A 12,969-nucleotide genomic window follows, 5' to 3' on the forward strand; every position below is an offset into this window, starting at 1 on the left:
GGCCTGCGACAGGGAAATCGTGGACCATGAGCACCGACGGGGGGTAAAGGGCGAACGATGTGCAGAAAGCCTGATACAGGGGATGACGGTCCGGCACCGGAGATCTGCGAGAAGGGGCTGAACTTCTACGCGGACCTCCTCGGGGCGGCCTCCTCGACCGAAGGGTGCCCCGCATGCCTCCTCGATCTGGGGGTCGTGCAGTACGCCGACGACGGACGCCCGGTCGCCATCCCCCCGGGGCTTGTCGCGAACGCGCTGATGCGTCCGCTCGAAAGAGCCCTCGAGGAGAAGCAGCGCGCGCTCGCCACGGCTCGCGTCTCCCTCCGGCAAGTGGAAGAGATCTACCGCGTCGGCCACAAGAGCGACGGCGGTACCGCCGTCCGCGTCATCAGCGGGATGGACGTCATCAGCTCCACCCTCTCCTCGGCCGTCCTCTCCTGCCAGGAAGAACTGCTGACGGCCCAGCCGGGCGGCGGCCGCCCACAGGAGCTCCTGGAGAAGGCCCTCGCCAGCGACCTGGAGGCCCTCGGGCGCGGCGTGCGCCAGCGCACGATCTACCAGCACACCGTCCGCTCACACGCCCCCACGCTCTCCTATGTGGAACAGGTCTGCGCGGCCGGTGCGGAAGTGAGCACGCTGGACGAGGTGTTCGACAGGCTCATCGTCTGCGACCGGAAGATCGCCTTCGTGCCGGACCCGGGGGAGGAGCGGCGCCAGGTCGCGCTGGCCATCGAGCACCCCGGCCTGATCCGCTACCTCGTCGGCCTCTTCGAGTACTCCTGGGAACGCGCCACCCCCCTCCGGCACAACCCCGGCGAGCACCGCCCGCCCCTGCTCACCGACGAGAACCGCAGGGCGATCCTCCAACTCATGGTGAACGGCTACACCGACGAGACCATCGCCGGCCGCCTCGGCATGAGCACACGGACCGTCGCGACCCATGTCCGCAAGGCCTCGGAGCTCCTCGGCAGCCGCAGCCGGGCGCAGCTCGCCTACCTCATCGCGAAGGCCGGCATCCTCGACGAGGACCTCCCCGACCCCATGCAGCTGAGATAGGACAGGGGCAGACGCGGGAGCGGACTTGCGAGCGCACGGTGGCCCGGGGTCCTGTCTTCTGTCGGCGCTGTACGGATGAACCGACCGCCCCAGTAGCAGGTATGGGAGTTGGGCGTACTGACGGGCGCGTGGCCGGAGTTGAGGGCGTAGCCCGTGCCGAAGCGAGTACGGATTGGATTGCGGCGACGGACCGTGCGTTTCCGTAGCCTGCCGCGGCGGGGATCTCGGCGCGGCGCCACCGGGTGCTCCAGGTGTCCTGGGCTGCCCGCAGATGCGGCGGATGACCTCGCCGATCAGGAAGCCGTGGGTGAACCGGTGGTAGCCGGATGCCGTGCCGGGTTCCCGGCGGGGCGACTGGCGGGCCAGCAAGGTGGTGGCCTTCTTCCAGCCGCACAGGTCGTCGAGCGTCATGGGCTGGTCTCAGTCGGGGAGGCCGGCGGTGTGGCCGAGCAGGTGCCGGACCTCTATGCGGTCTTTTCCCGCGGTACCGAACTCGGGCCAGTAGCGCGCGACCGGTGTGGACAGGCCGAGTTCGCCGCGGTCGGCGAGGACGAGAGCACACAGCGCGGTCATCGTCTTGGTGATGGACCACACGTTGGTGATGGTGGACCGCCACCGAGGCACCGACGTCCGCCCCGCTGCGCAGGGATTCGGCGAACGCCTCCCGTACGCCGCTGAACCAGTCACTGCAACTGCCGTGAATTTCCATGCAGGACAGGGTCTCCGGTCTCAGTGAGCGTCGCTGCTCACAGGCCGGTGGATTCCTTGCCCGCGCGCCACCGCGAAACGGGCCCCGAAGAGATGGTCCAGTCCCCACCCAACTGTGCTCGAGGAATATCGGTATGCGCGCTTCTGATGCTCTGGAGGGCGGTTTGATGCGTATGTTGCATCGTCGTTGAGTAGGGTGGGGGGTATGGGTTTGGGTTTGGAGGAGTCGTTGCGGCTGACGGTTGCTGCGTTGATGCAGGCGACGGGTGACTCGCAGCGGGCGGTCGCTTCGGCGCTCGGGCTGACGCAGACGCAGGTGTCGCGGCGGCAGTCCGGGGCGACGTCGTGGAGTCTGCGTGATGTCGATGTCCTGGCCGAGTACTACGGTGTGGCGGGGCTGGATCTGCTGGCCGGTCCGACCCGGGCGTGTGAGGCGCTGCCCGACACGCGCCGCCGGGTCACCGGGGTCACGGAGGAGGGGGCGGTCCGGTGAGTGACTTCGATGCCATCGACTCGCTCCTCGCGGCCGTCGGCCCGGAAGCCGAGCTCCCCGCCCCTCGGGTCCGCCGGGAGTTGCGGGAGCGGGCGCGGTTGTCGAAGGCGCAGGTGGCGAGGGCACTCGGGGTGAGCCCGAGCACCGTCGCCGGGTGGGAGGGCGGCCGGGATCCCGTCGGCGAGACCCGGACCAAGTACGCGTACCTCCTGGACGGGCTGGCCGCCAAGTTCGCCGCCGACACCGAACCGGAGACAGCTTCCCCGGCCGAACCGGCCGCTCCGCCCGTCAGTGACCCGACGGCTGACAGCCCTTCGCCTGAGCCCGCTGAGGGCGATGAGGTGGAGACACTCGCTGTGCCCGAGCCCTGTGTGTTGTGCGGCCACCCGGCCGGAACCCGGGTGGCAGGTTTTGCCCAGCACCTGGATGTGGTCGACTGCCGGACCACGGCCACTGCTGCCGCGCCACCCGCGGATCCCACTGCGCGGCCCGCGAACGCTCAGGCCCCAAGGCCCCCGTCGCGAATGGCGCGCCCGTCCGAGCGTTCCAAGGGTCCGGCCGGGCGTGCGTTCCAGGAGGCGTCCGGCCCCGGGGACTTGATCGGCCAGGCGGTGCAGGGCGCACTCGCCGAGCACCAGGGCGATGTGGAGGCGGCGACGGCCGTGTTGGTGAAGCGGGCGATTCCGGATGCGATGCGGTTGCTGGACGAGTCCCGCAAGGGTGCCCGCTACGACGTGATCGCTCACCCGTGGATCCCCGACATTCTCAAGAAGCAGACTTCCCGTGGTGCGGATCAGATCTGGGAGGCCCGCCCGAAGTGGACCCGGGCCGAACTCCCGCCCGGCCGGCACGAGGTGACCACCCTCGACATCAACGGTGCCTACCTCTCCGCCCTCAAGACCCACCTGCCGCTCGGCCAGCTCGAGCACTCCACCGGCCTTGCCCATGACCGCCGCCGCGCCGGTGTCCACCTGATCACCCCGCCGGAGTGGGAGCACGAGGCGGTGCTGCCCAATCCGATCGGCCAGCGGGACGAGCCGGGCCCGTTGTGGGTGACCGAGCCGACCCTGCGCCTTCTGCTGCGTCTGTCCTCTCCGAAGTACGGGCTGTGCGAGCCGCCGGAGATCCATGAGTCGTACACCTCCGGTGCCACGGAGAACTTGCTGGAGAAGTTCCGCATCGCTCTCAAGGATGCCCGGGACACCGCGATCGCCGAGGCCGATGAGGTCACTCTTGAATACGTGAAGGCGATGTATTCCAAGTTTGTGTCGACGATGGGGGAGTCGAATTACAACCGGGAGCTGTACCGTCCGGACTGGATGCACATCATCCGTTCGCAGGCGTTCGCGAATCTGTGGCTGAAGGCGCTCAAGGCGCATGACGAGGGCCTCACGGTCGTCCGGGCGATGGGCACCGACGAGCTCCATGTGATCGGTGACTGGCGGCGTGTCTTCCCCGAAGGCCGGGGTGTTACCGAGGTCAAGGTCAAGGACACGTACACCGCCGGGACCGGCACCACCGAGCACACGGGGACGGAAGGGGAGGAGGAGTAGTGCCGGAGAAGAACATCGACTTCGGGAAGTTCGGTGCCCGCGGCATCAGGGGCAGCGACGCCGTCGCCCGCAAGCTCGACGAACTCGCGGGCGGCATCGCCACCCCCGTGACCGTCAGGCGCGGCCTGATGGCGCGCCTGCATTACCTGACGAAGTCGGCCCACGCGCGCAGGGCCGCACAGGACGCGGGGCTGACGGTGACCGACCGGACGTTGAAGGCGTGGCTGGAGGGCGGACGGTCGCCGTCGAAGGCCAATCTGGCCAGGATCGACGCCGCGTATAGGGCGGTACGACGGCAGAATGTCGCCCGTCACCTGCTCAAGCGCCTGAACCGGGACGGACGCGGGACCCGGGTGGAGATCCATCCTCTCGACCAGTCCCAGGTCGCCCGGCCGTTGCAGCGGGTGGTGGAGTACCGGACGATGAACGTGCGCCGCTGGGACAGGATCGTCGGTTCCTGGGCGGCCGGGGACTACCAGGGCCTGGACGATGCGTGGACCACCGATGTGCTCCCGGACCTGGGCTCGCAGTGGGGCCAGTACGAGTACGTCACCAACATCGGCTTTGCCGCATAGCCCGGTTGTGGGGTCTCGGATTCCGTGTCATTGGATTCCGGCGGGTGTCATCGCGTGAGACACCGTGAGAAACGCCCAGGTCACAGCCTCGGCAGATGACACGGACGCGAGAACTCACACCGGGCGAGCGGGTGATCACGGGCGTCTCCGTCTTGTGCCGAAGCACGATGGCTGCCGCCAAGGCGGGGTTGTTGTCACCAGGAACGTCGGAAAGAATGGTCTGGATTGTCCGCCGGGCCGCGCAGCCTCGGATGCCGACGCACCACGTGCGCACGAGCCGGTCACCGCTCCAGAGAGATCTGGAGGGCCGCTTCATCTCCACCAATCGCCGACCCCTCGCACACCGGGGCCGACCTTGACCGGCTCCCCCCTTGCAACCAGCACTCCCTGAGACCACATCCGCAGCCCTGATGACCGGGAGTTCGAATGAGCGGGCCTGCTCGGCCGGAGCCAGGATCCTCGCCCGAGAGGCTGGCCTTCTTCACGGACGCGGTCTTCGCGATCGCGATGACGCTGCTGGCTGTCGAACTGGCGCGCCCGGAGGAGAAGGAGGTGGCGTCGGCTCGTGCGCTGGGGAGCTTCCTGGTGGACCAGCGGGGCGCTTACCTGGCGTTCGCGCTGGCGTTTGTCCTTCTCTGGTCGGTGTGGCGCCGTCACCACAGGCTGATGGACCAGATCGACGGGCTGTCGAAGGCCTTCACGGCCTGGCACGCGCCGTTCCTGCTGCTGGTCGCGTTCCTTCCGTTCCCGACAGCGGTCATCGGCGCATCGATCGGCAATCCGCTGGCGCAGACCCTGTTCGCCGGCACGATGGCGGCCATGGTCTTCTGCGAGGCCGTCATCAAGGACATCGCCGGCAGCACCGGCCTGGTCACCGGCGACCCCGCCGAAACCCGTCGGCACGCCGGCGATTCCTGGGGAGTCGGCTTCTGGTTCGTCCTCAGTATCGGCGTCGCCTGGCTGTTCTCATACGCCTTCGTCCTGTGGTTCGTCGCCCCGCTGGCCGCCACGTACGGCGGAGCGCTGATATCCCGCCTGCGCACCGCCCCCGCGGGCCACCCGGACCCGCGTGACGGGGATGCGCCGCGTACCTGAGCGCATGTCCGGCATTACGCCGGAAAGGGCGAACAGGATCGGCCACCGGGTCGGTACGGACGAAGTCCTCCTAGTCACAGAGCCTGTGTGGGTCTTGTACCGCGTCGGGGCCGTAACGTCCTGACGTTGTCGGGGCTGGGTGGTTTCGGGTGGTGCGGCGGAAGTGGGTGGGGGCTTGTCCGTGGGCGCGGGTGAATGCCTTGCTGAAGGCGTACGGGGATGTGTAGCCGGTCTGGTGGGCGATGGTTTCGATGGGGGTGTCGGTGTCGCGCAGGTGCTGGGCGGCGAGGGTCATGCGCCAGCGGGTGAGGTAGGACATGGGTCCTTCGCCGAGGTGGTCGGCGAATCTGCGGGCCAGGGTGGGCCGGGAGACCTGGAGGTGATCGGCCAGGGTCTGGACGGTCCAGGGGCGGGAGGGTTCGTCGTGGAGGGCTTGAAGGGCCCGGTGGGTGACGGGGTCACGCAGGCCGGTCAGCCAGGGCGGGCAGGAGGCGTCGCCGGCCTGGCCATCCATCCATGCCCGTACGGCCAGGACGAGAAGGATCTCGACCAGCCGCGCAACGACGGCATCCGATCCCGGCCGGCGTGTTGCGGTCTCCGTCGCGAGGAGGTCGACGGCGGCGGCCAGGTCCCGGCGGCGGCCGCGCTGGGCGGGGACCACCAGCAACGGAGGCAGGGCGGCCAGGAGGGGGTGGACGGTGGCCGCGCCGTGCTCGAACCAGCCGCACAGCAGCACCGCGTCGGAGGCAGCCGCGTGGCCGGGGTCGGCCGCCGCCCGGTGCCGGGCAGGGGCGTCGGCGATGACGTGCCCTTTCCCGGCGGGGGAGAGCACGATGTCTCCGGGGCTCAGCCGGATCACGTGTTGGGGGCGGTCGGTCTCCCAGATGACGGCGGTGCCTTCCAGGACCACGTGGAAGCCGGTCCGGTCCGGGTCGTTGATCTCCATCGCCCACGGGCCGCGCGGCACCGTCTGTACCGATCCGGCCTGGCCGGTGCGTGTCGTGGCCAGTACGTCCGTCAGCACATCCATGTCCACTACTGTCCCACACTGATACAGATGGACATCTTTTTGAGCTAATGAGCCATTCTGCGTATCAAGGCGGTTGCTTAGCGTGGGAGGTATGAACGAATACACCGTGACGGTCACCGGCTCCACCGGCAAGACCGGCCGCCATGTGAGCGGCCAGGCCCTGAAGCGCGGCTGGCGCGTGCGCGCCGCCTCCCGCCGGGACGGCGGCGTGGGCGAGTGGGTCTTTATGGACTGGTCGGACCGGAACACCTGGTTCCCTGCCTTCACCGGCTCCGACGCCGCCTACATCGTCCTGCCCGCCGAGCACCCCGGCATCCTCGACCAGGCCCCCGCGATGCTGCGGACCGCCGCGTACGCGGGCGTGAAGAAGATCGTGCTGCTGTCCGCCATGGACGTCGACACAGCCCCTGCGGGCACGCTCCAGCCTGTCGCCGAGCAGGCCCTGCGCCGGCTTCCGGTGGAGTGGGCGATCGTGCGGCCCACCTGGTTCATGGACAATTTCACCACCGGCGGCTTCGCCGCCATGACCGCCGCCGGGCACCTGCGCTTCCCCACCGGGGACGGACGGCTTCCTTTTGTCGACAGCCGTGACATCGCCGCCGTGGCGACCGAGGCCCTTGCCGAGGACGGGCCGGCCGGTATCCTCCCGGTCACCGGCCCGCAGGCTGTCACCCACAGTCAGGTGGCCGCCGCCCTCACCACCGCTCTGGGCAGGCGCGTCGAGTACACCTCCATCCCGGCGGAAGACTTCGTCACCGACCTCGCGGCGATGGGTTTCCCCCTCGAACACGCCCGGCACATGGCCAACACCCACGTCCAGCTCTCTGCAGGGCAGCTCCTGATCCCGGTGACCGACACCGTCGAACGCATCACCGGGCGCCGCGCGCACTCACTCGAGGACTTTGCCCGGCACCACGCCCGCACGACTCCGTGAACCCCGGCCCCGCCCGGGTGTCAACGGACGTGCTGAGATGGCTCTTCGGTGCTCTCCGCGAAGCGGTCGGCCGGTGCGCGGGCAGGACGCGTCGTCGGAAGAGGCCGAAGCCGGCCCGGCTGTAGTGCCGGCGCTTGAGGAGCAGGCGGTGCCCGTCGCGTGACGGAGGATGGCGCCGAAGCGCCGGCCTCGGTGGAAGGCGAACTCGTCGACGCCGAGCACACTCAGCTCGGTTACCCCCCCCGAGAGCCAACGCGCCCTGCTGCAGCAGGCATTGGGGAGATCGGAACGCAGGTGGCGCGGTTCGGGAACAGTCATGGGAACAGCTATAGGTGCGACCAATAGCTTCCATGGTTAGTAGCTCTTGGACACTATAGGTGCAGGTCATGCATGGTGGATCTCGTCAGCCCACAGAGGCCGATCACCACCCGAAGGGAGTGACCATGCAGGACCTCACCGAGGGCGTCGCCCGCTTCCAGCGGGACGTCTTCCCTGCCAAGGCGGAACTCTTCGCCCGCCTGGCCACGCATCACACGCCGCACACGCTGTTCATCAGCTGCTCCGACGCCCGCGTCGTCCCCGAGCTGATCACCGGCACCGAGCCGGGTGACCTGTTCGTCATCCGCACCGCCGGCAACCTGGTGCCCGCCTGGACCCCCGCGGCCGACGGGGTGGCCGCGAGCATCGAGTACGCGGTCGCCGCACTGGGCGTGAAGGACATCGTCGTCTGCGGACACTCCGCGTGCGGCGCGATGACCGCCCTCGCCGAGGGCCACGACCTCAGTGGCGCCCCGGCGGTCGCCGACTGGCTGCGGCACGCGGACGCCTCCCGGGCCCGCACCGCCGCCGACGGTGACGTTCCCGCCCTGGTGCGGCAGAACGTGCTCGCGCAGCTGGCGAACCTGGCCACTCACCCCTCGGTGGCCCGCGCCCTGGAGCAGCGGAAGGTCACCCTGCGCGGCTGGGTCTTCGATATCGCCACCGGCCGCATCGAGGAACTGTCCGCCGCCGACCCCGCACTCGCGGCCTGACCCCCACCGACCGGATCCGGTTTCCCGTCCGCGACTGCGTGCCGGGAACCCTGTCCACCACCCACGTGCCATTTCACCCTCTGCTCGTGAAGTGGTCCGCCCAAGAGAGAAAGAAGGACGTACCGATGATGGTGCACGCCCAGTTCGACCCCACCGCCCGCGAGGCACTGGCCACCGCTGCCGTCGAGGCCAAGACCCGTAAGAACCTCTCCTGGCAGCAGATCGCCGACGCCTCCGGCCTGTCGGTGGCCTTCACCACCGCCGCCGTCCTGGGCCAGCACCCGCTGCCGGAGAAGTCCGCCAAGGCCGTTGCCGAGATGCTGGGCCTGGACGAGGACGCGGCGATGCTGCTGCAGACCATCCCGGTCCGTGGCTCGATGCCGAACCGGATCCCGACCGACCCGACCATGTACCGCTTCTACGAGATGCTCCAGGTCTACGGCACGACCCTCAAGGCCCTGGTCCACGAGGAGTTCGGTGACGGCATCATCTCCGCGATCAACTTCAAGCTGGACGTGAAGAAGGTCGCCGACCCCGAGGGCGGCGAGCGCGCCGTCATCACCCTGGACGGCAAGTACCTGCCGACCAAGCCGTTCTGACCCTCGCGGCACGCGTGACACCGGGGCGGGCCGCGCAGGCCCGCCCCTCTCGCGTCACCGCTTCACTGTCTCACCGATTCACGAGGAGTTTCCCGTGGACTTCGTCCAGCGCACCATCGACATCGCCCGCCAGAACGTCGCCGAGGGCGGCCGCCCGTTCGCGACCGTCATCGTCAAGGACGGCGAGATCCTCGCCGAGAGCCCGAACAAGGTCGCCCAGACCGGCGACCCCACCGCCCACGCGGAGATCCTCGCCATCCGCGAGGCGTGCGTGAAGCTGGGCACCGAGCACCTGACCGGCACGACCATCTATGTGCTGGCCCACCCCTGCCCGATGTGCCTGGGCTCGCTGTACTACTGCTCGCCGGACGAGGTCGTCTTCCTCACCACGCGCGACGCCTACGAGCCGCACTATGTCGACGACCGCAAGTATTTCGAACTCGACACCTTCTACGACGAGTTCGCCAAGCCGTGGCAGGAACGCCGCCTGCCCATGCGCTACGAGTCCCGCGAGGACGCCGTGGAGGTCTACCGTTTCTGGCAGGAGCGCAACGGCGGCGAGCGCCGCGTGGCCGGCGCCCCCACCGCCTGAGCCTGCCGCGCCGGATGTGACCGGGGAGGCGGCCTGGGTCCACCTGGAGGCAGGCCGCCTCCTGGCCGTCCGCAGCCATGGCCGTGACCGGTTCCACCTGCCCGGTGGCGGACCCGAACCCGGCGAAGCCGCGGAGCAGACCCTGCTCCGCGAGATCTGTGAGGAACCGGCATCACTCCGGACGCCTCCACCATCACCCTCTTCCTGACGGTGCAGACCCCAGCCGACGGCAAACCCGCTGGGACGGCCGTGCGTACGCAGTGCTGCACCGCCGAGCCCACCGCCGGTACACCGCAGCCGTGCGCGGAGACCGCCGAGATCGCTCACCTCACCCATGGCTACCGCACCCGCGCCGGCGCCACCGGGCGCCTTGGCGCATGCCTTCCGGCCCTGGGCCGGTGCACCGCCACTGCCCTCGTTCACTCCCACAACCCGTCCCGAACCGTTCCTCACCCAAGGTGATGTCGTGTCCGAGCCGCCCCCGAGGCAGCGGCTGCTGGTCCTTGCCGTGTGCTGCTCCGCCCTGTTCCTCGTCAGCCTCGACAACACTGCCCTGAACACCGCACTGCCGGCCATCCAACACGACTTCGGCGCCTTCACCGCCGGACTGCAGTGGACTGTCGACTCCTACCTCGTCGTCCTCTCCTCCCTGCTGCTGCTCGCCGGTTCGACCGGTGATCGCATAGGCCGCCGCCGCATCTTTCGCGCCGGGCTCGTCCTGTTCACCACCGCCTCACTGCTGTGCTCCCTCGCCCCCACCCTCGGCTGGCTGATCGCCTTCCGCGCTCTCCAGGCCGTCGGCGGCTGCATGCTCACCCCCGTCGCCATGGCCATCATCACCAACGTCTTCACCGGCCGCCGCGAACGCGCCCGCGCCATCGGCGTCTGGAGCGCGGTCCAGGGCATCACCATGGCTGTCGGCCCCCTGCTCGGCGGGCTGCTGGTCGACACCGTCGGCCGGCGCTGGATCTTCCTGATCAACCTCCCCGTCGGCCTCCTCGCGCTGGCCCTGACCGGCCGGGTGCCCGAGTCCCGCGCCCCGCAGCCCCGCCGCCTGGACGCGGCCGGGCAGTTGCTGGTCGTCGTGCTGCTCGCCACGACCGTCTACGCGATCATCCAGGGCCCGGCCGTGGGCTGGACCTCCGCCCAGGTCCTGGTCTGCGCCGTCACCGCCGCCGTGGCACTGCCCGCACTGATCACCGTCGAACTCGTCCAGCGCGAGCCGCTGCTCGAACTGCGCTTCTTCCGCCAACCTCCGTTCACGGCCTCCGCCCTCAGCGCCGTGTGCGCCTTCGCCGCACTGAGCGGCTTCCTCTTCCTCGCCGCCCTCGACCTCCAGGAGGCCCGTGGCCTGGACGCCTGGCAGGCCGGCCTCTACCTGCTGCCCATGGCCGCCATGACCATCGCCTGCCCGCCCCTGGCCGGACACCTCACCGCCACCCGCGGCCCCCACCTGCCCCTGATGCTCTCCGGCACCGCCACCACCCTCGCCGGACTCCTCGCCCTCCTCGGCGCCCAGCAACACACCCCACTCCTGCTGGCCTGCTACCTCCTCTTCGGCACCGGCTTCGGGCTCGTCAACGCCCCCATCACCCACACCGCCGTCTCCGGAATGCCCCGCACCCAAGCCGGCGTGGCCTCCGCCATCACCACCACCAGCCGTCAGATCGGCAGCGCCCTCGGCGTCGCAGCCATCGGCGCCACCCTCCCCGCCGCCGGCTACGCCACCACCACGTTCGACCACGCAAGCCGCCCCGGCTGGTGGATCATCACCGGCTGCGGCATCACCATCGCCGCCCTGGCCACCCTCACCCGACACCACACCACCACCCGGCACAGCGGCAACGAAGACCACCCAGCACCGAGCGCCGGGCCCGTCACTGCACCGGCATCGCCGCCGCATGCGGACGGTGGGGCCGCCGCGACGACCGCGTCCGCGCCTTCCTGGCCGCCGAGCGCCACGCACCCCAGGAGGCCCACGCCTGCCCGGGCCTGCTCGTCTCCGGACGCACCACCACCGAACTCCGCGGACTCGCCGCCCGTGTCGGCGTCCTGACCCGACCCCGATTACGTGCGTCTGCCCGGGTCGGCACTCAGCGAAGCGTTCCGAGTGGGCGTGCGCGGCGCCGAACGCCTCTACCGGACCGGTGATTTCAAGGGATGGGTACGCAACCGGTACCGCGCCACCGCCGGCGCGATCGGCCTCCTGACCCGGCTGGATGCGCGACCGGCTTTGGGGGATCACCCCCTTGCCCCGGGCGCTGACTCTAGGGATCACGTCAGGACCGGCAGGCCAGTGGCCAGATTTGATCACTATCGGTGATCGGGCCGGAATTCTAGGGTGAGTGCGTGGTCCGCGGTGTGCGGGATGCGAGCAGAGAGGGACGTACGAGGGTGACGGTCAAGATCTTCGAAGGCAGTGGCGTCGAGGCGTGCCCGAAGGGCTGGTACGCGCTCTACGAGCACGAGGACTTCAACACCAAGGAGCGCGGGCGGGTCCTGCTCTCCGATCAGACGCTCGGGGACCTGGGGGCCTTCGGGTTCGACGGTCGGGTCCTGTCGGTGGTGAACCACACCGAGCAGAGCGTCGCCCTCCACGTCGAGCCCGACTCCAAGGGCTTCGCCGCCCAGGTGGGCCCGCGGGACGAGCTCCGGTCCATTGCCGACAAGGACACGCGGGAGATCGATGGCCTCGGAAACCCGGTGGGCGAGTCCCGCAACAAGCTGGGCCCGGCGCTGAAGAACCGGACGGCCTCCATACGCATCTTCGCGCTCGGCTCGGACGCCGCACAGGTGATCCGTAAGCTGCCCGTCGAGGAGGGCACGTACATCCTCACCAACCTCGGCAGCGGCAAGGTGCTGGACGTGCTGGGCAACGAAAAGGAAAACGGGGCGAACGTCGGTCAGTACACCCGTCATGGCGGCCCGAACCAGCAATGGACGCTCACGCCCGTGCGGCGCGACTACTCGCGCAACAACCCGGCGTACAACGTCACCGGCGAGTACGAAATCGCCTCCAAGGCGGGCGGAAAGCTCCTGGAGGTTGCCGGAGGGGCCCTGCAAGACACCGCGAACATCCAGCAGTGGGACCGCACCGACGCCTCCAGCCAGCGCTGGTGGGTCACCCTGATCGGCGACGGCGTCTTCGTGATCAGCAACATCCACAGCGGCAAGACCGTTGATGTCACCGGAGCTTCCAAGGACAACAGCGCCAACGTCCAGCAGTACACGTTCAACGACACCGTCGCGCAGAAGTGGCGCTTCGAGCGCGTCTGACCGCAGCCTCCCGGACGGAACCAGCAA

Annotated in this window: 14 protein-coding genes; 12 read left to right on the top strand and 2 right to left on the bottom strand. The window is 69.4% G+C overall.

Annotated elements, in window-relative coordinates; translation table 11 throughout:
- The first annotated feature begins 57 nt into the window (after nucleotides 1-57).
- On the top strand, nucleotides 58-1,056 hold the full coding sequence (locus DXZ73_RS36705) for a LuxR C-terminal-related transcriptional regulator (protein ID WP_116215266.1): 999 nt from the start codon (nucleotides 58-60) through the stop codon (nucleotides 1,054-1,056).
- A gap of 420 nt (nucleotides 1,057-1,476) precedes the next feature.
- Here DXZ73_RS36705 and DXZ73_RS39845 read toward each other — a convergent pair whose 3' ends face one another.
- Nucleotides 1,477-1,650 (bottom strand): serine hydrolase domain-containing protein, encoded by a 174-nt coding sequence (locus tag DXZ73_RS39845; RefSeq protein ID WP_240351658.1) that lies wholly within the window; start codon nucleotides 1,648-1,650, stop codon nucleotides 1,477-1,479.
- 319 nt (nucleotides 1,651-1,969) lie between these two features.
- On the opposite strand from DXZ73_RS39845, the gene DXZ73_RS36715 reads away from it, so the two are divergent.
- The 4 genes from DXZ73_RS36715 to DXZ73_RS36730 all read left to right on the top strand — a co-directional run bounded on the left by DXZ73_RS36715 (nucleotide 1,970) and on the right by DXZ73_RS36730 (nucleotide 5,480).
- Nucleotides 1,970-2,257, top strand: a complete 288-nt coding sequence (locus tag DXZ73_RS36715) for a helix-turn-helix domain-containing protein (RefSeq protein WP_116215267.1) — start codon at nucleotides 1,970-1,972, stop codon at nucleotides 2,255-2,257.
- Nucleotides 2,254-3,810, top strand: coding sequence for a helix-turn-helix domain-containing protein (locus DXZ73_RS36720; RefSeq protein WP_116215269.1), 1,557 nt, complete (start codon nucleotides 2,254-2,256; stop codon nucleotides 3,808-3,810). Before DXZ73_RS36715 ends, DXZ73_RS36720 begins: the two co-directional genes overlap by 4 nt.
- Nucleotides 3,810-4,385 carry a transcriptional regulator gene (locus DXZ73_RS36725; protein ID WP_116215270.1) on the top strand — a complete coding sequence of 192 codons (576 nt, stop codon included), beginning with the start codon at nucleotides 3,810-3,812 and terminating at the stop codon, nucleotides 4,383-4,385. Before DXZ73_RS36720 ends, DXZ73_RS36725 begins: the two co-directional genes overlap by 1 nt.
- 426 nt (nucleotides 4,386-4,811) lie before the next feature.
- Nucleotides 4,812-5,480, top strand: a complete 669-nt coding sequence (locus DXZ73_RS36730) for a TMEM175 family protein (RefSeq protein ID WP_116215272.1) — start codon at nucleotides 4,812-4,814, stop codon at nucleotides 5,478-5,480.
- A gap of 70 nt (nucleotides 5,481-5,550) precedes the next feature.
- On the opposite strand, the gene DXZ73_RS36735 is transcribed toward DXZ73_RS36730, so the two are convergent.
- On the bottom strand, nucleotides 5,551-6,510 hold the full coding sequence (locus DXZ73_RS36735; protein WP_162890474.1) for an AraC family transcriptional regulator: 960 nt from the start codon (nucleotides 6,508-6,510) through the stop codon (nucleotides 5,551-5,553).
- A gap of 91 nt (nucleotides 6,511-6,601) precedes the next feature.
- Here DXZ73_RS36735 and DXZ73_RS36740 point away from each other — a divergent pair, with 91 nt between their 5' ends.
- The 7 genes from DXZ73_RS36740 (at nucleotide 6,602) to DXZ73_RS36775 (ending at nucleotide 12,942) form a co-directional block, all read left to right on the top strand.
- Nucleotides 6,602-7,444, top strand: coding sequence for an NAD(P)H-binding protein (locus DXZ73_RS36740; RefSeq protein WP_116215275.1), 843 nt, complete (start codon nucleotides 6,602-6,604; stop codon nucleotides 7,442-7,444).
- Between the two features lie 443 nt (nucleotides 7,445-7,887).
- Complete coding sequence (locus DXZ73_RS36745) at nucleotides 7,888-8,475, top strand: carbonic anhydrase (protein WP_116215276.1); 588 nt, start codon at nucleotides 7,888-7,890, stop codon at nucleotides 8,473-8,475.
- A gap of 128 nt (nucleotides 8,476-8,603) precedes the next feature.
- Nucleotides 8,604-9,074, top strand: coding sequence for a cyanase (gene cynS / locus DXZ73_RS36750; RefSeq protein WP_116216125.1), 471 nt, complete (start codon nucleotides 8,604-8,606; stop codon nucleotides 9,072-9,074).
- A 94-nt stretch (nucleotides 9,075-9,168) separates the two neighbouring features.
- Nucleotides 9,169-9,666 (top strand): nucleoside deaminase, encoded by a 498-nt coding sequence (locus tag DXZ73_RS36755; RefSeq protein WP_116215277.1) that lies wholly within the window; start codon nucleotides 9,169-9,171, stop codon nucleotides 9,664-9,666.
- 16 nt (nucleotides 9,667-9,682) lie between these two features.
- Nucleotides 9,683-9,874, top strand: coding sequence for an NUDIX domain-containing protein (locus DXZ73_RS39850; RefSeq protein ID WP_240351659.1), 192 nt, complete (start codon nucleotides 9,683-9,685; stop codon nucleotides 9,872-9,874).
- Between the two features lie 258 nt (nucleotides 9,875-10,132).
- Nucleotides 10,133-11,722, top strand: a complete 1,590-nt coding sequence (locus DXZ73_RS36765) for an MFS transporter (RefSeq protein WP_205519409.1) — start codon at nucleotides 10,133-10,135, stop codon at nucleotides 11,720-11,722.
- 338 nt (nucleotides 11,723-12,060) lie between these two features.
- Nucleotides 12,061-12,942, top strand: coding sequence for an RICIN domain-containing protein (locus tag DXZ73_RS36775; protein WP_116215280.1), 882 nt, complete (start codon nucleotides 12,061-12,063; stop codon nucleotides 12,940-12,942).
- Nucleotides 12,943-12,969 lie beyond the last annotated feature (27 nt).

Source organism: Streptoverticillium olivoreticuli subsp. olivoreticuli (genome assembly GCF_003391135.1).
GTDB classification, from domain to species: Bacteria; Actinomycetota; Actinomycetes; order Streptomycetales; family Streptomycetaceae; genus Streptomyces; species Streptomyces blastmyceticus.

What these genes read in the sequence shown, in the direction of transcription:
- DXZ73_RS36705 (WP_116215266.1), top strand. Translation starts at nt 58, where the DNA reads ATGTGCAGAAAGCCTGATACAGGGGATGACGGTCCGGCACCGGAGATC.
- DXZ73_RS36745 (WP_116215276.1), top strand. Translation starts at nt 7,888, where the DNA reads ATGCAGGACCTCACCGAGGGCGTCGCCCGCTTCCAGCGGGACGTCTTC.
- cynS (WP_116216125.1), top strand. Translation starts at nt 8,604, where the DNA reads ATGGTGCACGCCCAGTTCGACCCCACCGCCCGCGAGGCACTGGCCACC.
- DXZ73_RS36735 (WP_162890474.1), bottom strand. Translation starts at nt 6,510, where the DNA reads ATGGATGTGCTGACGGACGTACTGGCCACGACACGCACCGGCCAGGCC.
- DXZ73_RS36715 (WP_116215267.1), top strand. Translation starts at nt 1,970, where the DNA reads ATGGGTTTGGGTTTGGAGGAGTCGTTGCGGCTGACGGTTGCTGCGTTG.
- DXZ73_RS36740 (WP_116215275.1), top strand. Translation starts at nt 6,602, where the DNA reads ATGAACGAATACACCGTGACGGTCACCGGCTCCACCGGCAAGACCGGC.
- DXZ73_RS36730 (WP_116215272.1), top strand. Translation starts at nt 4,812, where the DNA reads ATGAGCGGGCCTGCTCGGCCGGAGCCAGGATCCTCGCCCGAGAGGCTG.